The sequence below is a fragment of the Streptococcus oralis genome (assembly GCF_001579025.1).
Taxonomy (GTDB): domain Bacteria; phylum Bacillota; class Bacilli; order Lactobacillales; family Streptococcaceae; genus Streptococcus; species Streptococcus oralis_X.
The window spans coordinates 431087-452926 of sequence record NZ_KQ970235.1; the positions used below are offsets into that span (position 1 = coordinate 431087).

Below are 21840 nucleotides of genomic sequence, written 5' to 3' on the forward strand. Positions count from 1 at the left end.
GGGGCTGTTGACCAAACATTCTTAACTAACTTAAAGAAAAATTTAACAGAAGGTGGTAAGACTTACCGTCCAATTCAGTTCTGGATTAACTGGCCATGTAATGATAATACAAAACCCCACTTAATTCTTGGAGGTGGTGAAAAATTCTTACATCCAAATGTTGATTTATCACTTGCACAAGGAATTATGCTAAATCCAATGCAACAATCTGAAGCATCTAAAGTGGCACTTTTTGATATGGCTCAGTATGGATGGAAACAATGGAGAAGTGTAGAAGAAGCAGAACAAATCAACGATATGGCCTTTAACTATGTAGTTAATGATCATTTTGAAGAAAGCAGTGTTTCGAAGGCTTTTCGAGAACTCGGAAAACACATGCGCAATCAAAATAGACCTCCCCATGTCACTAAATTAGAAGAGTCTGTAGAATTGGCTCCAAAATTGACAGAATTCTATAACAAACTCAAATCTGGTCAAAATCTGGATACTGAAAGAAAAGAGTTGAGGGAAATTTTTGCTGGTTTGAAAGCCAATGCTCTATTACTTAAAGAAAAAGGTGATCAGAAATTAATCGAACAAATTCACTATTGGTTAGAGAATACAGTAGATCAAATGAACGCGCTTGAAGCTTTCCTAACAGCTACAGAAGGTCTTACTGAAAAGAATGATGCCAAGGTGTGGGAGTATTATCAGGCCGGAGTCAAACATTATGACCAGTCAGTTAAGTATGCCTTCTTTTACGTTGACCATTATGAATACGCAGAATTTGGTGTCCAACATATTCGACCATTTATCAATAATCTCAAAGAATACTTAGCCTTACATATCCAAGCAATGTTGAATCCAGATAAATTTGTGACAACATTTATTACGAATCGTGCTGGAATAGAAGGCGGATTGAAAGAAGTCACAGATGGTGACTTTGATACACATGTGATTGCCAAAACAACCATTGTGATTGAGAGAGGCGATTATGTAGGCTTGCGCTTTAATAAGGCAATTAAAATACACAAATTAGGTTTCGCTACGGGTACTAATACGGCCGATAATTATACCTTTAGTAATGCTCTTGTTGAATATCAAAATGAACATGGAGAATGGGTAGCCATAACGAGCCCCGCTTATACTGGTAGAGAACGTATTCTGGAATTTAATGACCTCGATATCACAGCTCAAGCTGTTCGTATGATAGCAACAGCTAAGAAGGATAATGCTTGGCTTGCCATGCGTGAAATTGCTGTTAACAGACCCCTAGAATTGGGTAGTAAGAAGGCTAGGGGCACTATTAGTTTAAGTCCAAACCTTGTTTACAAATATGGAACAAGTGTTGTTCAGATGCAAGATGGTCGAGAAAACACAGAATCCATGATGGCACATGTTGATCAGACCAATGTCACACCAGCGCAAGCCTGGGTAAAAATGGACTTAGGTGGGCTGCACAAAGTAAAACGAGTTCATCTGATGCAAGGGGAACGAGACAAACTAGCATCTGGTGTCATCGAATATTCTGCAGATGGTACAAATTGGACAACGCTTCAAAATTTATCAGGGCAACGAACTTCTGATATTGTGAAAGAATTTACAACTCGTTTTGTTCGCATTCGCAATACACAAACCTTAAATAAGTGGTGGAGGATTGCGGAATTTACAGTAGATGTCGATAGTCCAAATCTTGACTTAACAGACACCAACGTCGATGCCTTGAAGGAAACGCCGGTAGTGGATAGCTTGGGACATTATGAACTTCAAATTCCAGCTGGAACCAAACTCCCTGCTCATAGCTATCTAGGTATGAAGCTTGACCGTATCCATCAGATCAAGAGCATCCAGCTCAAAGGTCAGGCCAACCCATCTCTTAGCCTAGAGTACTCTGCAAATGCACAAGAATGGACGCCAGCTAGCCAGTTGACAGACAGATCTGTAGCGACCCACTTGGTACGTTACGTTCGTCTTGTGAATAAAACAGACAAAGAGCAGGCTGTTCCATCTACTTCACTCCTAGTAACTACCAAAGAAGTCCAACCAACCAAACTAGAATCTACAACTATGGGCATTCATCCAACATACGGAAGCAATGATGTTCGTAAACTGAACAACCTAGATCAACTGTTTGATGGTGTTTATAACAACTTCGTTGAGTTTTCAGACTATGCCCATAAAGATGGCCACGTAACCTTGAAACTTGGTAGCGAACGTACCATCAAGAAGATTAGAGCCTACATCCAAGACGGAACTCAAAACTACCTTCGTGATGGTAAGATCCAAGTCAGCCAAGACGGTAAAACTTGGACAGATGTCGTGACAGTAGGAGATGGTGTGGCCAATAGCACACACGATGATTCATTGACAGATGGTTGGACACATGATTCTAAGATGCCAGGAAATCGCTACATCGAGGGCGAATTGACGACACCAGTTAAAGCTAACTATCTCCGTGTCCTCTATACAGCAGATTATGATGCCCGTTTTGTAGGCTTTACAGAATTGGTCATCAACGATGGTGAATTTGTCAAACCAATCAATGATCCAACAGTAGAAGGAAGTAGTGGAGAAAGCCAGGGCAACCTTTATAATAATCTTGTAGACGGAAAAGTCTTGACCAGCTACAAGTCTGAAAAAGACAAGGGCGAATTGGTGTATCACTTATCTGAACCAACCAAAGCTAACCACCTTCGCCTTGTTTCTAGTCTTCCTGAAGGAGCGCAAGCACGTGTGCTTGCTAGAACACTTAAGGATGGCCAAGACAGTTGGCTAGACCTCGGTGCCATTACATCTAGTCTCCAAACTTTCGCTATCCGAAATGGCGGCTCTCTTCTAGACGTCAAATTAGTCTGGGAAGGTGGCAAGGCTGAGTTTTATGAATTGGCGAGCTTCTATCAAGAATTGACAGAAGAACCTGTTCAGTCAAGCAAGGGTGAAGAACCAGTACCCGTTCTTGAGGTTCCTGAATTCACAGGTGGTGTCAATGCAGTTGAAGCCTTGGTACATGAGCTTCCAGAGTACACAGGTCCAGTAGCGACAGTAGGAGACCAAGCTGCTCCAACAGTAGAGAAACCTGAGTTCAAGGGTGGTGTCAATGCAGTGATGGCTCTAGTGCATGAATTGCCAGAATACACAGGTCCCTTATCAACAGTAGGTGGCCAAGCTGCTCCAACAGTAGAGAAACCAGAGTTCAAGGGCGGTGTCAATGCAGTTGAAGCCTTGGTACATGAGCTTCCAGCTTACACAGGTCCCTTATCAACAGTAGGCGACCAGGCAGCACCGACAGTAGAGAAACCAGAGTTCAAGCTAAGTTCGTTAGAAAAAACTCAGACTTCAGGAGCACCAGTTCAAATTGCCAAAGAAGACAAGAGATTGCCAGAAACTGGTGAGAAACAGTCAGAAACAGCTATTTTCTTGGCAAGTGTTGGACTAGCTCTATCTGCTATCTTTGTCGCAAAAAGTAAAAAAGAAATTAATTGACTTTGAAAAAAGAGATATTTCGTAGAGGGGCTTTGTCCCCTCTTTTTCTATATGAAGGAAGAGATTTATGTTTAAGATGTAAGGTCAATAAACTTTATAGTATAATGAATAGAGAGGGAAAAAACGATGAAAGTGATTGATCAAACTTTATTAGAAAAAGTCATTGTGGAACGGTCTCGTCACAGTCATAAAGGGGATTACGGTCGTCTACTCTTGCTGGGAGGGACCTATCCTTATGGGGGAGCCATCATCATGGCTGCCTTGGCAGCTGTAAAAAGTGGGGCAGGTTTGGTGACTGTTGGCACGGATAAGGAGAATATTCCGGCTCTGCACAGTCATTTACCTGAGGCCATGGCATTTTCTCTTCAAGACCAGCAATTGTTAAAAGAGCAGTTGGAAAAGGCAGAAGTTGTCTTGTTAGGTCCGGGTTTGCGAGAGGATGCATTTGGAGAAGAACTCGTAAAACGAGTCTTTGACAGCCTTAGAAAAGACCAGATTTTGATTGCAGACGGCGGTGCTTTGGGCATCTTAGCAAACGGCCAGTTACCATTTCCTTCCAGTCAGCTCATCCTAACTCCCCACCAAAAGGAATGGGAAAGACTGTCTGGTATAGTTCTTGACCATCAAAATAAAGAGACGACTGCTAGGGCTCTTTCTACTTTTCCTCAAGGAACGATTCTAGTCGAGAAGGGTCCAGCAACTCGTATCTGGAAAGCTGGTCAGCCTGAATATTATCAGTTAGAGGTTGGAGGCCCCTATCAAGCAACTGGTGGGATGGGAGATACTCTAGCTGGGATGATTGCAGGTTTTGCAGGTCAGTTTAACCAAGTCAGTCTCTATCAGAGAGTAGTGATAGCAACCCACCTTCATTCAGCTATCGCGCAAGAACTTGCTCAAGAAAACTACCTTGTCTTGCCTACCGAAATTAGTAAAGCTCTTCCGAAAGCAATGAAAAAAATATCTCAAAAAGGCAGCTAATATCTTGGTTGTCTTTTTATGTTGATGTAGCTTTGTTGATAAAGTTTTCAAATACCTCAGAACCAGCGACCAACTGCTGAACTTGCTTGAAATTCTAACTTTTAAGGTCTTGATTTTTAGTCAAACTCGCAATTAAAGCGAGATTGTTATCAAAGTTGAGGGGTGTCAAATCATGCTTTTTTTGATATAATTTTTAATGATGAATGCGAGAAATGATCGGTATGTAGTCGTTGATTTAGAGGCGACCAGCACCGGAAGCAAGGCAAAAATTATTCAAGTAGGCATTGTGGTGATTGAGAATGGTGAAATCATCGATCAGTATGCGACCGATGTCAATCCCCACGAACCCTTGGATTCTCATATCAAAGAATTAACGGGTCTGACCGATCAGCGTTTGGCTGCGGCACCAGAGTTTTCTCAAGTGGCCGGAAAAATTTTTGAATTGGTTAAGGACGGTATTTTTGTTGCGCACAATGTACAGTTTGATGCTAACCTTCTTGCAGAATTCCTCTTTTTTGAAGGATATGAATTGCGTACACCGCGGGTGGATACAGTTGAGCTTGCCCAAGTTCTATATCCTCAGTTTGAAAAATACAATCTAGGTATCCTTTGTCAAGAGTTGGGCATTGAGCTGGAACATGCCCATACTGCCCTGTCAGATGCTCAGGCAACAGCTGAACTCTTGCTTTACATGCGTCAAAAACTTTTTGAGCTACCTAAAGGGCTTTTAGAAAGCTTATTAAACCTTGCAGACAACCTTCTCTATGAAAGTTATCTGGTGATTGAGGAGGTCTATCAGCAACAATCTCTCTTATCTTCGCCAGACTTGATGGAGCTTCATGGGCTTTTCCTCAAAAAGGAAAGCAAAGGCTTAGTCCCACGAAAGTTATCCAAAGATTTTGCTAAAAACATTTCTTTATTGGGGCTGGAGGAGCGACCGCAACAGTTGGAATTTGCGGAGAAGATTGAGCAATTATTGGAAGAACACCAGACTTCCTTTATCCAAGCCCAAACAGGACTGGGCAAGACTTATGGTTATCTTCTCCCAGCTTTGAACTTGGAGAGTCAAGCAGGTATCCTAGTGAGTGTTCCGACCAAAATTCTTCAAAATCAAATCATGCAAGAAGAAGGTCAGCGTTTAAAAGAGGTCTTCCACCTGGAAATTCATAGTCTCAAGGGGCCTCAAAATTACTTGAAATTGGATGCCTTTCACCGAGTTCTCTATCGATCAGAGTCCAATCGCCTCTTCACACGCTTTAAAATGCAACTGCTCATCTGGTTAACAGAGACAGAGACAGGTGACTTGGACGAAATCGGGCAGCTTTATCGCTACCAGCACTTTCTGCCAGAACTAGTCCACGATGGCAAGCTTTCAAAGAAAAGTTTATTTGCTACAGAGGATTTTTGGAAACGAGGGCAGGAAAAGGCCAAGACCAGTCGTGTTCTTCTGACCAATCATGCCTATCTGGTCACTCGTTTGGAAGACAATCCGGAGTTTGTTGACAACCGTTTGGTAATTTTGGATGAAGCTCAAAAAATATTGCTAGCTCTTGAAAATCTGGCCCAGCAGGCTTATCGCCTTGAGGAACTTGTAACCCAGCTTGATAAGTCCTTGGAGACAGAGGAAGATTTGGTTCAGAAGCGCTTGCTTGAGAGTATCGGCTTTGAATGTCGTTACTTGATGGAGCACTATCAGTCAGGTCTGAAGAATGGAAAGTGGTTGGATTCTCTTGAAGAGTTGCGCCAACATTTTTCGGAGTTAACTCTCCCAGAGTATCGAGAACTTGCAAACTTTTTCACCTCGGATCGTGAATTTTGGCTTGCTACAGCAGAGAAATCGAGCAAGGATGTCTTGATTTGTTCAAGTAAAAAAGGCCGCTTTATACTAGCAGACTTATTGCCAGAAGATTGTAGACTCCTAGGAGTATCGGCCACTCTTGAAATCAGCAATCGGGTTTCCTTAGCAGATTTATTGGGATTTCCAGACGCTCCGCTTGTTAAACTTGATGTAGCAAAACAGGAGCAACAAGAAGTCTTTCTAGTCAATGATTTTCCTCTTGTGACAGAAGTTTCGCCTTTTGACTATGCTCGTGAAGTGGCTTCTGTTATTCGAAGCTTACAAGCCTTTCAAGACCCCTTATTGGTCTTGTTTACCTCAAAAGAAATGCTGCTGGCAGTCTCGGACCTGCTCGACCAACCGCATCTAGCTCAGTATAAAAATGGGGAACCAAGCCAACTGAAAAAACGTTTTGAAAAAGGTGAACGCCAGATCTTGCTTGGAACAGGTAGTTTCTGGGAAGGAGTTGATTTTTCAACCCATCCTTGCGTGATCCAAGTGATTCCGAGATTGCCTTTCCAAAATCCCCATGAACCGTTAACCAAGAAATTAAACCAAGAACTGCGTCAAGAAGGGAAAAATCCTTTCTATGATTATCAGTTACCGATGGCGATCATTCGGTTAAAGCAAGCCCTTGGTCGTACTGTTAGACGATCTGACCAAGGTTCGATTGCTGTAATCTTAGACAGTCGTGTTGTCAGCAAGCGTTACGGCAAACAAATCGCTCAGACCTTGTCAAAAGAAAGGGATGTTCAGGTTCTTTCTAGAGAACAGCTAGAGCCTGCTGTAGCTGATTTTCTCCAATCTCGTCGCAATAGAATGAAAGAAAAATCCCAGAAAGAGAAAAGGTAAAAAATATGAAACGTTCACTCGACTCTCGAGTCGATTATAGCCTCCTCCTACCAGTGTTTTGTTTACTGGTGATTGGAGTAGTGGCCATTTATATAGCAGTTAGTCATGACTATCCAAATAATGTATTACCAATTCTAGGTCAGCAAATCGCTTGGATTTCCTTGGGGCTTGTCATTGGTTTTGTGGTCATGTTCTTTAATACCGAGTTTTTATGGAAGGTGACTCCTTATCTTTATGGCTTAGGGCTAGCTTTGATGGTCCTCCCACTTGTTTTCTACAATCCAAATCTTGTAGCGTCAACGGGTGCCAAGAACTGGGTATCAATTGGCGGAACGACACTTTTTCAGCCTTCGGAGTTCATGAAGATTTCCTATATCTTGATGTTGGCTCGAGTCATCGTACAATTCACTCAAAAACACAAGGAATGGCGACGGACTATTCCCTTGGATTTCCTATTGATTGGTTGGATGATTGCTTTTACCATCCCAGTCTTGATCCTCTTAGCCCTACAAAGTGACTTGGGGACTGCCTTGGTCTTTGTAGCTATTTTTTCCGGTATGGTTCTCCTTTCAGGTGTTTCGTGGAAGATTATCATTCCTGTTTTTGCGACAGGAGTGACTGCTGTTGCAGGCTTCATGGCCATCTTTATAAGCAAGGATGGACGTGCCTTCTTGCATCAGATTGGGATGCCAACTTACCAGATCAACCGCATTTTGGCTTGGCTCAATCCCTTTGACTTCGCGCAAACAACGACTTACCAACAGGCGCAGGGACAAATTGCGATTGGAAGTGGTGGCTTGTTTGGACAAGGTTTCAATGTGTCCAATCTCCTCATTCCAGTACGCGAGAGTGATATGATTTTCACCGTAATTGCAGAAGACTTTGGCTTTATTGGTTCAGTCTTTGTGGTTGCCCTGTACTTGCTTCTTATTTATCGGATGTTGAAGATTACGCTCAGGTCAAATAACCAGTTCTACACCTATATTTCGACTGGATTTATCATGATGTTGCTCTTCCATATCTTTGAAAATATCGGTGCCGTGACAGGCTTACTTCCTTTGACAGGGATTCCTCTGCCTTTCATCTCTCAAGGGGGATCCGCAATTATTAGTAACCTCATCGGTGTCGGTCTCCTCTTGTCTATGAGTTACCAGACCAATCTAGCAGAGGAGAAAAGTGGAAAAGTTCCATTCAAACGAAAAAAAGTCGTCCTAAAACAAATCAAATAAGGAGGCCACTATGGCAAAAGTAGCAGTTATCTTAGCCCAGGGTTTTGAAGAAATTGAAGCCTTGACAGTAGTTGATGTCTTGCGTCGAGCAAACATTTCTTGTGATATGGTAGGATTTGAAGAGCAGGTGACAGGATCACATGGCATTCAGGTAAAAGCCGACCGTATTTTTGATGACGATTTGTCTGACTATGACTTGGTAGTTCTTCCAGGTGGCATGCCAGGATCAGCTCACCTACGGGATAATCCAGCCCTCATTTCTGAGATTAAAGCCTTTGACCAAGCTGGAAAGAAAATTGCAGCTATCTGTGCAGCCCCAATCGCCCTTCATCAAGCAGGTGTCCTGAAAGACAAGCACTTTACTTGTTATGACGGAGTTAAGGAGCAAATTACTGACGGAATTTATCAAAAGCAAACGGTGGTTGTAGATGGTAACCTAATAACTAGCCGAGGACCGTCAACTGCCCTTGCATTTGCCTATGAATTGGTAGAGCAATTGGGAGGAGATGCTGAAAGTTTACGAGACGGCATGCTCTATCGAGATGTCTTTGGAAATCAACAGTAAGACGAGAGTTTGGCTCTCGTTTTTTACTTGGAAAAATCTAGGAAATCATCGCTTTTTTCATAAAAAAATGGTATAATGAAGGGTATGAAATATCACGACTATATATGGGATTTAGGTGGTACCCTATTGGATAATTATGAGACTTCTACAGCAGCCTTTGTAGAAACCTTAGCCCAATATGGAATAGAGCAAGAACACGACTGTGTCTACGAAGCCTTGAAGGTTTCGACAGCTTTTGCCATCGAGAAGTTTGCACCAGATATCGAGGGTTTTTTAGAGAACTACAAAGAAAATGAAGCGCGTGAGCTAGAACATCCAGTTTTGTTTGAGGGAATTCCAGAATTACTCAAAGACATTTCGGACAAGGGTGGCCGCCATTTCTTGGTTTCTCATCGAAATGACCAAGTACTAGAACTTCTTGCTAAGACCCAGATAGCGAACTACTTCACCGAGGTGGTGACTGCCAGTTCTGGCTTTAAACGGAAACCAGATCCTGAGTCCATGATTTATTTACGTGATAAATATCATATTACATCTGGTTTAGTCATTGGTGACAGAAATATTGATGTAGAAGCAGGTAAAGCTGCTGGCTTAGATGCCTATCTTTTTAATAACGTTGCGACATTGAGACAAGCAATAGACATGTAAGAAAAGGGAAAAAATGACAGAAGAAATCAAAAATCAACAGGCACAGGATTATGATGCCAGTCAAATTCAAGTTTTGGAGGGACTTGAAGCTGTTCGTATGCGTCCAGGTATGTATATTGGATCGACTTCAAAAGAAGGTCTTCACCATCTAGTATGGGAAATCGTTGATAACTCAATTGACGAAGCCCTAGCTGGATTTGCCAGTCACATCCAAGTCTTTATAGAGCCAGATAACTCCATCACCGTAGTGGATGATGGGCGTGGAATTCCTGTTGATATTCAGGAAAAGACAGGACGTCCCGCTGTTGAGACCGTCTTTACAGTTCTTCACGCTGGAGGAAAATTCGGCGGTGGCGGTTACAAGGTTTCAGGTGGATTGCACGGTGTAGGTTCATCAGTAGTAAACGCTCTTTCAACGCAACTAGATGTTCATGTCCACAAAAATGGTAAGATTCATTACCAAGAATACCGTCGTGGTCATGTTGTTGCTGATCTTGAGGTGGTTGGAGATACGGATAAAACGGGAACAACAGTTCACTTCACACCAGATCCAGAGATTTTTACAGAAACAACAACTTTTGACTTTGAAAAATTAAACAAACGTATTCAAGAACTAGCCTTTTTGAATCGAGGCCTTCGAATCTCCATCACAGATAGGCGTGAAGGTCTCGAACAGACTAAACATTACCACTATGAGGGTGGGATTGCTAGCTACGTTGAATATATCAACGAGAACAAGGATGTGATCTTTGATACACCAATCTACACAGACGGTGAGATGGATGATATCACAGTTGAAGTAGCCATGCAGTACACAACCGGTTACCACGAAAACGTTATGAGTTTCGCCAATAACATTCACACCCATGAAGGTGGAACACATGAGCAAGGTTTCCGTACAGCTCTGACGCGTGTTATCAATGATTATGCCCGCAAGAATAAGCTACTAAAAGACAATGAAGATAACCTAACAGGAGAAGATGTCCGTGAAGGTTTGACAGCAGTTATCTCAGTTAAGCATCCAAATCCGCAGTTTGAAGGACAAACCAAGACCAAACTGGGGAATAGTGAAGTAGTCAAGATTACCAATCGCCTCTTCAGCGATGCCTTCTCTGATTTCCTTATGGAAAATCCACAGATCGCCAAGCGTATCGTGGAAAAAGGGATCTTGGCTGCCAAGGCTCGTGTAGCTGCCAAGCGTGCGCGTGAAGTCACACGCAAGAAATCTGGTTTGGAAATTTCCAATCTTCCTGGAAAACTAGCAGACTGTTCTTCGAACAACCCAGCTGAAACCGAACTCTTCATCGTCGAAGGAGACTCAGCTGGTGGATCAGCCAAATCTGGTCGTAACCGTGAGTTCCAGGCTATCCTTCCAATTCGTGGTAAGATCTTGAACGTTGAAAAAGCTAGCATGGATAAAATCCTTGCAAACGAAGAAATTCGAAGTCTTTTCACAGCCATGGGAACAGGATTTGGTGCAGAATTTGATGTCACTAAGGCTCGTTACCAAAAACTCGTTTTGATGACTGATGCCGATGTTGATGGAGCCCACATTCGAACTCTCCTGCTAACCTTGATTTACCGCTACATGAAACCAATCTTAGAGGCTGGTTATGTCTATATTGCCCAACCACCGATTTATGGGGTTAAAGTGGGAAGTGAGATCAAAGAATACATTCAACCTGGTGCAGATCAAGAAATTAAACTCCAAGAAGCCTTAGCACGTCATAGTGAAGGGCGTTCAAAACCAACCATCCAACGTTATAAAGGTTTGGGAGAAATGGATGACCACCAATTGTGGGAAACAACCATGGATCCTGAACATCGCTTGATGGCGCGTGTTTCGGTAGATGATGCTGCCGAAGCAGATAAAATCTTTGATATGTTGATGGGGGATCGAGTAGAACCTCGTCGCGAATTTATCGAAGAAAACGCTGTTTACAGTACACTTGACGTCTAAAAAATGTGGGAAATAGTTCCCTTGGTTTAAAAAATATGATATAATCATTACGATTGTTTCTAGTATAAAAGGAGTTTGATATGTCTAATGGACAACTAATTTATCTAATGGTTGCGATTGCAGTCATTCTGATCTTAGCTTATGTAACAGCTATCTTTTTACGTAAGCGTAATGTAAGCAGATTAACGGCCCTTGAAGAAAGAAAAGAAGAACTCTACAACCTTCCTGTAAATGATGAGGTTGAAGCCGTTAAAAACATGCACTTGATTGGTCAAAGTCAGGTGACCTTCCGTGAATGGAACCAAAAATGGGTTGATTTATCTCTGAATTCATTTGCTGATATTGAAAATCACCTCTTTGAAGCTGAAAGCTACAATAATTCTTTCCGTTTTTTCAAAGCTGCTCACAAGATTGATCAAATTGAAAGCCAAATTGGCTTGATTGAAGAAGATATTGCAGCTATTCGCAATGCCCTTTCTGAACTTGAAAAACAAGAATCTAAGAATAGTGGCCGTGTCCTTCATGCTTTGGACTTGTTTGAATCCCTTCAACATACTGTTGCAGAAGATTCAGAGAAATATGGTAAGGCCCTTCCTGAGATTGAGAAACAATTGGAAAACATCCAATCTGAATTCTCTCAATTTGTTACCCTAAATTCATCAGGTGACCCGGTTGAAGCCGCAGCAATTCTTGATTCAACTGAAAATCATATTCTCGCTTTGACACACATCGTTGAGCGAATTCCAGCTCTTGTTGAAACCTTGACAAAAGAACTGCCAGAACAATTGGCAGATTTGGAAGAAGGCTATCGCAAGCTGTTGGATGCCAACTACCACTTTACAGAAACAGATATTGAGTCTCGTTTCCAACTTTTGCATGAATCTCTGAAAAATAATCAAGAAAATATTCGTCAGTTGGAATTGGACAATGCAGAGTATGAAAATAATCGCATCCAAGAAGAAATCAATGCGCTTTATGATATCTTCACTCGTGAAATTGCAGCTCAAAAAGTAGTTGAAAGTCTTCTTTCGACATTACCAACTTATCTCAACCACTTGAAAGAAAATAATCAGGTGCTTGTTCAAGACCTTGAACGCTTGACTAAAACCTACCTTCTTCCTGAAAGTGATGGCAATCATGTTCGTCGTCTTCAAGCAGAATTGGCTGCACTTGATACGGCAATCATGGAGGTGACAGAGGATCAAGGTGAGTCAACACAAGCCTACTCTGCTCTTGAAGAACAGTTGGAAATGCTTCAAAGCAACCTCAAGGATATAGAGGATGAGCAAATCTCTGTTAGCGAACGACTTGCGCAAATTGAAAAAGACGACCTCAATGCTCGCCAAAAAGCAAATGTCTATGTGAACCGTTTGCATACTATCAAACGTTACATGGAGAAGAGAAACTTGCCAGGTATTCCTCAAAGTTTCTTGAAACTTTTCTTTACTGCAAGTCATAACACAGAAGATCTGATGGCAGAGTTAGAACAACCACAAGTGAATATTGAATCGGTTAAACGCGTTCTTGAAATTGCAACAAATGATATGGAAGCACTTGAAACAGAAACCTATAATATCGTTCAATATGCAACCTTGACTGAGCAACTCTTGCAATACTCAAACCGTTACCGTTCATTCGATGAGCGTATCCAAGAGGCCTTCAACGAAGCGCTTGAAATTTTTGAAAAAGAGTTTGACTATCAGGCATCATTTGAAAAAATTTCACAAGCCTTGGAAGTTGCTGAACCAGGAGTTACAAACCGTTTTGTAACTTCATATGAGAAAACACGTGAAGCGATTCGTTTTTAAAAATAGAAGCTTAGAAGATTTCTAAGCTTTTTTCTTTTCCTAAAAAAAAACAGAATCCCTGTTTATCATTGAAATAATAGCCTCGATTTGATATGATGGAAATATGAAAAAAAATAGAGCGAAACGTGTTTCTCACGATAAAACGAGAAGGCTATTGCTTTCCCTTGTTGGAATCTTAGGAGTTGCTACGATTCTATTAGGGAGTGCTATTGGTTATAAGCTACTACAAAAGCAATCTTACGAACAAAAAATTGAAGCGCTAAAAAGCGAAAAGGACCAGCAATTCAACTCAGGTAGTCAGAAGGACCATTTTCGAAAAGGTCAAGCTGAGGTGATTGCCTACTACCCTCTGCAAGGAGAGGAAGTCATTGCGTCTGTTAGAGAAAAAATCAACCAGGATATCAAAGAAAAGCTGGAAGATAAAGAGGATTTGGTCTTTTATTATACCGAGCAGTTGGATCCAGTCTTAAAGGGAGTTGTTTCTCGAAATATCAGCAAGCAAGTCTATGATTTGTCTGCATTAAAGGTTGAAGAAAAAGAAAAGACTTCCTTAGGGAAAATTTTCTTGACTGAAGATGGGAAAGATTTTGACCTCAGTAGACTTTTCAAAGATGCAAGCAAGGCTAAGGAACTCTTACTGACTCAAATCAAATCAACTCTAGAAGATAAGAAACTTGACCAGGAAAAAATTGATCAAGTTATAAAGAGCTTCACAGACCAAGAATTGACATCTTGGAGCTTTGATTATAAGGATAGTCAAATCATCCTTTATCCTGCTAATGCTGGAGAGACTGTTGAGGAAATTGCTTTACCAATATCCAGTTTCTTTGATGTCATTGAGTCTTCTTATCTATTAGAAAAGGATGCTGAACTTTACCAAGCATACTTTGCTAAGAAAAATAAAAAGGTTGTAGCCTTGACCTTTGACGATGGTCCAAATCCAACTACAACCACACAGGCTTTGGATACTTTAGCTAAATATGGTGTAAAAGCAACCTTCTTTGTACTTGGTAAAAACATTGCAGGTAATGAAAATCTTCTAAAACGAATGAAATCAGAAGGTCATGTTGTAGGAAACCACAGCTGGAGTCATCCCGTTCTTTCACAACTTTCGCTTGAAGATGCTAAAAAGCAAATCACTGATACAGAAGATTTGTTAACTCAAGTTTTAGGATCAAGCTCTAAACTGATGCGCCCACCTTATGGTGCTATCACTGATGATATTCGAAATGGCCTTGATTTAAGCTTCATCATGTGGGATGTGGATAGTTTGGACTGGAAGAGTAAAAATGAGACAGCCATTTTGACAGAGATTCAACGTCAGGTTCGCAATGGTTCCATCATCCTCATGCATGATATCCATGGTCCTTCTGTTAATTCTCTACCAAGTGTTATTGAGTATTTAAAGGGTGAAGGGTATACATTTGTGACCGTTCCTGAATTGCTCAATTCTCGCTTGAAGGCTCACGAGATCTATTATGATCGTGATCAATAATTGTTAAAATCTAAAGGAGCAAGTGTTCTGATAATCAGGATTTTGTTTCTTTAGATTTTCTTCACATAGAAAGGAAAAACGATGAAATCTTACACACTTAATAATGGAGTTTCAATTCCTGTACTAGGATTTGGAACATGGAAAGCTGAAAATGGAGAGGTAGCCTACCAAGCCGTTTTAGAAGCCTTAAAGACCGGCTATCGTCATATCGATACTGCAGCTATCTATAAAAATGAGGAAAGTGTTGGTCGTGCTATTCGAGATAGCGGTATTCCACGACAAGAAATCTTTGTAACGACTAAACTCTGGAATACCAATCACAGCTATGATGAAGCACGCCAAGCATTTGAAGAATCAATGGAAAAACTGGGATTGGATTATCTAGATTTGTACCTTATCCATTGGCCAAATCCGAAACCTTTAAGAGAAAATAACGAATGGAAAACTCGCAATGCCGATGTCTGGAGAGCGATGGAGGACCTTTACCAAGAAGGAAAAATCCGTGCTATCGGCGTTAGTAATTTCCTTCCCCATCATTTGGATGCCTTGCTTGAGACAGCAAGAATCATCCCGGCGGTCAATCAGGTGCGCTTGGCACCAGGAGTTTATCAAGAGGAAGTGGTTGACTACTGTAAAGAGAAAGGCATTCTTCTAGAGGCATGGGGACCATTTGGGCAAGGGGAGTTGTTTGAACAGAAAGAAGTCCAAAAAATTGCTGCGAAGCATGGGAAAACAGTGGCTCAAATTGCCTTGGCTTGGAGTTTGGCAGAAGGATTTTTACCCCTACCTAAGTCCGTGACAGCCTCTCGCATCCAGAGCAATCTTGACTGTTTTGGAATTGAACTCAGCAAAGACGAGCGAGAAGTCTTAAAGACAATTTCAGTGACTTCGGGCGCACCTCGTGTGGATGAGATGGATTTTTAGTTTGTGAAATCTATTTATACCGAAATAACAAAGACTAGGAATTTTAAATCCTAGTCTTTTTATGTATAAAAAATCTAAATTGTTTGTATAATGAAATAATTTTATGGATTGAAATATAGGAACGAATTTAAAAAACTTTGGTTTGATAGAGCAAATAACACGAATGATAAAATTAAATAAGCAAAATACATACGTAAATATTACATTTTTGTGACAATTCAGATTTTTATGAAAATTTATGATTATTTGCGTTATAATAGGTATACTTTAAATAAAAAGGAGATTATTTATGAATAGACGACAACGTTTTTCATTACGGAAATACAAATTTGGTCTTGCTTCAGTTTTATTGGGAACTGCATTGGTTTTTGGAGCAAGTCAAGTCAGTGCCAATGAGCAGAGTACAGGTGAAAATCAAGCTCAAACTCAGGAAATTAAGACAGAGCTAAAAGACGATAAACACTCAAACTCTGCGACTGACCAAACCAATACTAATGGGATTGCACCAGTAGTTGGAGAGAAACAAGAAGTTGAAACTTCTAAAGAGGATGCTAGTAAACAAGATGCTAAGATAGAAGCTCCTGTTGATAAAACTGCTGAAGCTCAAGAATCTGGAAAAGATAGAGCAGTTGCAAATGAAGAAAATCAAGGCGTCGTCCAAAAAGAAACAACAGTCGATACGACTACAGCGCCTGCCACTGAGAAGGCTTCTGAGTTGGAGAAAAAAGAGGCTCCAGCAACGACAGCTCCTAAAACTACTGGAGAAACAGCAACTACTGAAAAAGAACTAGAAAAAACTGAGTCTGCAAAACCCAATAGTCTTTCAAGTAATGATATCATCACAGTACCAAAAACTTGGAAGGCTGGTTACAAGGGGACAGGGACCGTTGTTGCCATAATTGACTCTGGGCTTGATTTGAATCATGAGGTTCTTCGAATTTCGGAACCGTCAAAAGCGAAATTTAAAAACAAGGAAGCCATCGAAGCAGCTAAAAAGGCTGCTGGAATCGACTACGGTAAATGGTATAGCGATAAGGTTGTCTATGCCTATGACTACTTTGACGGAACAGATAAGATCAAAGAAGCTGAAAGAACTTCTCATGGGATGCACGTAACAGGGATTGCGGCTGGAAACCCTGATAAAGAAGCACCAAATGGTGAAAAGGTCTATGGTGTTGCGCCAGAAGCCCAAGTCATGTTTATGCGTGTCTTTTCAGATCGCCAAAAAACGACCAGTTCAGCCCTTTATGTAAAGGCGATTGATGACGCAGTTGCCCTGGGAGCAGATGCCATTAATATGAGTTTGGGATCTAGCACAGGTTCTATGGTGGATGCTGGTTCTGATATTGTGGATGCCATCAAACGGGCTCGTGCCAAGGGAGTATCTGTTCTTATCTCAGCAGGAAATAGCAATACATTCGGAAATGGTTATTCAAAACCGCTAGCCGAAAACCCAGACTATGGCTTGGTTGGAAATCCATCCACTGTTGAAGACTCAATTTCAGTTGCTTCTGTCAACAATAAAACATTGACAACAGCCGTTTTTGAAGTTAAAGGTCTAGAGGGAAATGCCGGCCTTCATAACGGAAAATTTGATTATAATCAACCTGAAGCAGATAAGGACTTTGAAAAAGGAAAAGAGTACGAATACGTCGAAGCAGGCTTAGGTCGTGAAGAAGACTTTGCGAAGTTGGATTTAACTGGGAAACTTGCCCTCATTCAGCGTGGAGCTATGAATTTTTCAGAGAAGATCAAAAATGCACGAAAACACGGTGCAGTTGGTGCTTTGATCTACAATAATGTAGAAGGTGCAAACATCAATATGTCTATTGACGATGAAGCAAAGAAAATTCCTTCTGTATTTATTTCTAAACAGTATGGTGAAGCCTTAAAATCAGGAAACTACAAGATTGTTTTTAATGGTAAGATGGATAATCGTCCTTCTGATGTAGCCAATCAGCTATCTGACTTTTCAAGTTGGGGAGTGACTACCGATGGACAATTGAAACCAGACGTGACAGCTCCTGGTGGCAATATCTACTCATCCTTTAATGACAATACCTATGGTAGTATCAGCGGAACCAGTATGGCGGCTCCTCACGTTACGGGTGTTGCAGTTTTGGTTAAGGAATACCTTCAAAAACACCATCCAGAATTGACTCCTGAGCAAGTATCAGAGACTGTCAAGGCCTTGATCATGTCAACTGCAAAACCACATGTTAATAAGGACACAGGCACTTATACCTCTCCTCGTCAGCAAGGTTCTGGTATTGTGGATACAGCTGCTGCAGTGTCAACAGACCTCTATGTAACGGGTGAAAATGGTTATCCAAGTGTAACTTTAGGAAATGTTGGAGACCAATTTACTTTCAAGGTCACTGTACACAATATTTCAGATACTGACCGTACTCTCAAGATGGTAGTGAATACCAATACAGACGAGGTCCAAGATGGAAAATTCACCCTTCGACCTCGAAAACTAACGGAGACAGTCTGGCCTGAAGTGACGGTCAAAGCCCACAGCAGTCAAACAGTCACTGTTAAAGTTGATGCTCGAAAATTTGCTGCTGAACTCAGCAAACAAATGCCAAATGGCTATTTCCTTGAAGGGTTTGTTCGATTTGTAGATCCAGCAGATGATGGGGATGTTGTGAGTCTTGCATTTATGGGCTTCCGAGGAGAATTCCAAAATCTCCCTGCTGTCGAAAAACCAATTTACAATCTTGTCCGAGAAGGGAAAAATGGATTTTACACGGAAGTAGACAAGGAAAATCCTGCCGTTAACTACTCTAATGATGCCACCTATCTCGCAACCTTGCAAAATGACCTTCTAGTTTCTCAAGGTCAACGCCAAGGACGACGAATTACCGTTCTTGGAATCGAACAAAATGCTGAAGGTAAGCATGTTCTTCAGTTGGACGAAAAAGGGAATGTCCGTATTGCTATTTCTCCAAACGATGATGGAAACAAAGACCTGGTTGAATACAAAACGGTTGCTTTGAGAAATCTTGTAAATCTTAGGGCTACAGTTTATGCGGCTACGGATACCACACATGAACATCCTATTTGGGAGGGAGATGCAAAGGATCTGCGTAAGAATTATTTTGATGGAGACAGTAGAAATCTGAAAAGCTATATTCTAGATAATACTGCTTGGAGAGGTCAGGATTTTGATGGCAATACCGTTGCAGATGGTTTATATGACTATGTTATCAGTTATACACCAGACGTTCCAGGTACCAAAGAACAATACACAACCTTTAAAATTCAAATTGATACTCAAAAACCAGTCATCACGAGCGGTTATATTCGCTTTAAAGATGGAAACCAAGAATTCGTAGCTCGTAAACCAAAAGATGTTGGTCAAGGTGGTATTCTTTCAGAAAAAGTCTTCTATATCACACCATTTGACCAGAAAGGGACCATGGTTCTAACTGGGAAAGACCAGTCTGGAACTCGTGCGCTTGAGAACACCCATCTGATTAAGGCCAATGCTGACGGTAGTTATACACTTCCTAAGGATGTTGACAAGGCTAATATTTACTATCTTGTTGAGGACTATGCAGGAAATGTAGATTATATCTCACTTGCTGAACTTGTCCGCGATCAAAATAGTGGTCGAGTGAAAATTGCCTTGAAGGATGCAAAAACAAACCAGGATATTGATACCCTCTACGTCTATCGAATCAAAAATAGCAAGGGACAATATGTTGATGTTGACAAGACAAAAGCGATTCATTTCTTACAGTTTGGTCATTATACAGCAGAAATTTTCAGTTATGACCGAACAGAATTGAAATTTATCAGTGCCTTATCCCAAGAGTTTGACCTGACGGAAGAAAATAGTTTCCAAACCATTACCTTCCTAGCAAATCTCTTAGAATATGCACCAGTATCTGTTTCCTTCAATCAAGCCGTTCCAAAGACAACTACAGTAGTTCTGAAAGGAGAAGATGGGACAAGTATCACTCTTCCTGCTGAAAAATACGGTCAATACGCCTTTGGTAAGAAAGTTGCTACAGGCCGCTATACTGTACAAGTCACCTTGCCAACTGGATATGAACTCCTTGAAGATCTCGTTTCATTATTCGTTCAGCCAGGTCGAAATAATGCTTTGCGTCTATCTGTCGTGTCTAAGTTGGCCTTGCTTGCTGCGGTAAATCAACAAAAAGAACTGGTAGAAACGTCTCGCTACTTTAATAGTAGTGCAGATAAGAGAAAAGCTTATGACCGAGCTTTCCAAGTGGCACAGTCAGCCTTGTCAAGCAAGTTGAAGCAAGAATTGATTGATGGCATTCTCGCTAGTCTTGAAGCTGCTGGTAAGGCTTTGGATGGAAAGGATTCGAACGTGGCAGCCTTGAAAGAAGCTATGAAAGCTTACTATGCAACGACTAAAACTGGACGATATGCTAATGCCAAGGAAAAAGTACGTCGAGCTTATGATCGTGCCTTCCAAGAAATTGCCTTACTAGCTGTAGATCCTAAAGTCAAACAGGATCAAATTGACCAATCTCTCATTGCCCTAGCAACAGCTAAAAGTAAATTGAATGGCAAAGCTACAGACTTCTCTAGTCTAAAGAAACTGGTCAAAGATGAACGCCTTTTCCAAGAAAAGAATGCGAGATTTATCTATGCTGACAAGAAAGAAAAAGCAGCTTATCTTTTAGCCTTTAAAGAAGCTCAGGAACTCTTAAATGATCCAGGAGCGAGCCAAGAAGATGTAAAAGATGCCATTACAGCATTGAAACAAGCCAAGAGAAATCTGCATGGCAAAAAACCAAAAGCAAGAAGACATCCTTAAACAGGAGTTTCTGAAGCTTTACTATTAAATGAGTCTGGAACTTTGTTTTCAGACTCATTTTTGGTTTACACTAGCTAGAAAATCTGCTATAATATTAGCTAGGAAAGAAAGTCTTATGGCGTTCTTCAAGCGAGCTTGGGATAGTGGGAGCCAAGTAGGACAAGGTAAGAAACTGGCGCTTTCTGTCGTATTTTAAAAAACAATGAAGTAATAAATTAGGGTGGAACCGCGTTTCTGACGCCCCTAGTCGCAAGGCTTGGGTGTTGAAATTCGGTTCTTTTTGTATCCAAAGTCACAAGAATTTATAAAAAGGAGTAAACAATGTCTAAAAAATTGACTTTCCAAGAAATCATCCTTACTTTGCAACAATTTTGGAATGACCAAGGTTGTATGCTTATGCAGGCTTATGATAATGAAAAAGGTGCGGGAACAATGAGTCCTTACACTTTCCTTCGCGCTATCGGACCTGAGCCATGGAATGCGGCTTATGTAGAGCCATCACGTCGTCCTGCTGACGGTCGTTACGGGGAAAACCCTAACCGCCTATACCAACACCACCAATTCCAAGTGGTCATGAAGCCTTCTCCATCAAATATCCAGGAACTTTACCTTGAGTCTTTGGAAAAATTGGGTATCAATCCTTTGGAACACGATATTCGTTTTGTTGAGGACAACTGGGAAAACCCATCTACTGGTTCGGCTGGTCTTGGTTGGGAAGTTTGGCTTGATGGGATGGAAATCACTCAGTTCACTTATTTCCAACAAGTTGGTGGATTGGCAACTGGCCCTGTGACTGCGGAAGTTACCTATGGTTTAGAACGCTTGGCTTCTTACATTCAAGAAGTTGATTCTGTCTATGATATCGAGTGGGCTGATGGTGTTAAATACGGAGAAATCTTCATCCAGCCTGAGTATGAGCATTCAAAATATTCATTTGAAATTTCTGACCAAGAGATGTTGCTGGAAAACTTTGATAAGTTTGAAAAGGAAGCTGGTCGTGCCTTGGAAGAAGGCTTGGTTCACCCTGCCTATGACTATGTTCTCAAATGTTCACACACCTTTAATCTGCTTGATGCGCGTGGTGCCGTATCTGTAACAGAGCGCGCAGGCTATATCGCCCGTATCCGTAACTTAGCCCGTGTCGTAGCTAAAACCTTTGTTGCAGAACGCAAACGCCTAGGCTACCCACTTTTAGATGAAGCAACACGAGCTAAACTCCTAGCAGAAGACGCAGAATAGTAAGTAATACTGTGCTCTAAAATCGTTAAAGGCAAGTCGAAG

The 21840-nt window shown here is 41.3% G+C and carries 12 protein-coding genes; all 12 read left to right on the plus strand.

Annotated features, from left to right (window positions below; all coding sequences use genetic code 11):
- Window positions 1-3462, plus strand: a 3462-nt coding sequence (locus SORDD27_RS01975) for an SIALI-17 repeat-containing surface protein (RefSeq protein WP_061427033.1), incomplete at its 5' end; no start/stop codon positions are given.
- 126 nt (window positions 3463-3588) lie between these two features.
- Window positions 3589-4440 carry an NAD(P)H-hydrate dehydratase gene (locus tag SORDD27_RS01980; RefSeq protein WP_061427035.1) on the plus strand — a complete coding sequence of 284 codons (852 nt, stop codon included), beginning with the start codon at window positions 3589-3591 and terminating at the stop codon, window positions 4438-4440.
- A gap of 199 nt (window positions 4441-4639) precedes the next feature.
- Entirely contained in the window at window positions 4640-7129 is a 2490-nt protein-coding gene (locus SORDD27_RS01985) for a bifunctional DnaQ family exonuclease/ATP-dependent helicase (protein ID WP_061428037.1), read from the plus strand.
- Between the two features lie 5 nt (window positions 7130-7134).
- On the plus strand, window positions 7135-8358 hold the full coding sequence (locus SORDD27_RS01990) for an FtsW/RodA/SpoVE family cell cycle protein (protein WP_061427037.1): 1224 nt from the start codon (window positions 7135-7137) through the stop codon (window positions 8356-8358).
- A 10-nt stretch (window positions 8359-8368) separates the two neighbouring features.
- Window positions 8369-8923, plus strand: coding sequence for a DJ-1 family glyoxalase III (locus SORDD27_RS01995; protein WP_061427039.1), 555 nt, complete (start codon window positions 8369-8371; stop codon window positions 8921-8923).
- A gap of 84 nt (window positions 8924-9007) precedes the next feature.
- Window positions 9008-9571, plus strand: coding sequence for an HAD-IA family hydrolase (locus SORDD27_RS02000; RefSeq protein ID WP_061428039.1), 564 nt, complete (start codon window positions 9008-9010; stop codon window positions 9569-9571).
- A gap of 13 nt (window positions 9572-9584) precedes the next feature.
- Window positions 9585-11531, plus strand: a complete 1947-nt coding sequence (gyrB, locus tag SORDD27_RS02005) for a DNA topoisomerase (ATP-hydrolyzing) subunit B (RefSeq protein ID WP_000134077.1) — start codon at window positions 9585-9587, stop codon at window positions 11529-11531.
- 80 nt (window positions 11532-11611) lie between these two features.
- Entirely contained in the window at window positions 11612-13339 is a 1728-nt protein-coding gene (gene ezrA, locus SORDD27_RS02010) for a septation ring formation regulator EzrA (RefSeq protein ID WP_061427041.1), read from the plus strand.
- A 103-nt stretch (window positions 13340-13442) separates the two neighbouring features.
- Window positions 13443-14834 (plus strand): peptidoglycan-N-acetylglucosamine deacetylase PgdA, encoded by a 1392-nt coding sequence (gene pgdA, locus SORDD27_RS02015; RefSeq protein ID WP_061427043.1) that lies wholly within the window; start codon window positions 13443-13445, stop codon window positions 14832-14834.
- Between the two features lie 81 nt (window positions 14835-14915).
- Entirely contained in the window at window positions 14916-15758 is an 843-nt protein-coding gene (locus SORDD27_RS02020; protein ID WP_061427045.1) for an aldo/keto reductase, read from the plus strand.
- Window positions 15759-16047: 289 nt separating this feature from the next.
- Window positions 16048-20559 carry a S8 family serine peptidase gene (locus SORDD27_RS02025; RefSeq protein WP_061427047.1) on the plus strand — a complete coding sequence of 1504 codons (4512 nt, stop codon included), beginning with the start codon at window positions 16048-16050 and terminating at the stop codon, window positions 20557-20559.
- A 321-nt stretch (window positions 20560-20880) separates the two neighbouring features.
- The gene (glyQ, locus tag SORDD27_RS02030; protein ID WP_000038733.1) at window positions 20881-21798 is read left to right on the plus strand and encodes a glycine--tRNA ligase subunit alpha; all 918 of its coding nucleotides are present in this window, start codon (window positions 20881-20883) and stop codon (window positions 21796-21798) included.
- The last annotated feature ends 42 nt before the right edge of the window (window positions 21799-21840 follow it).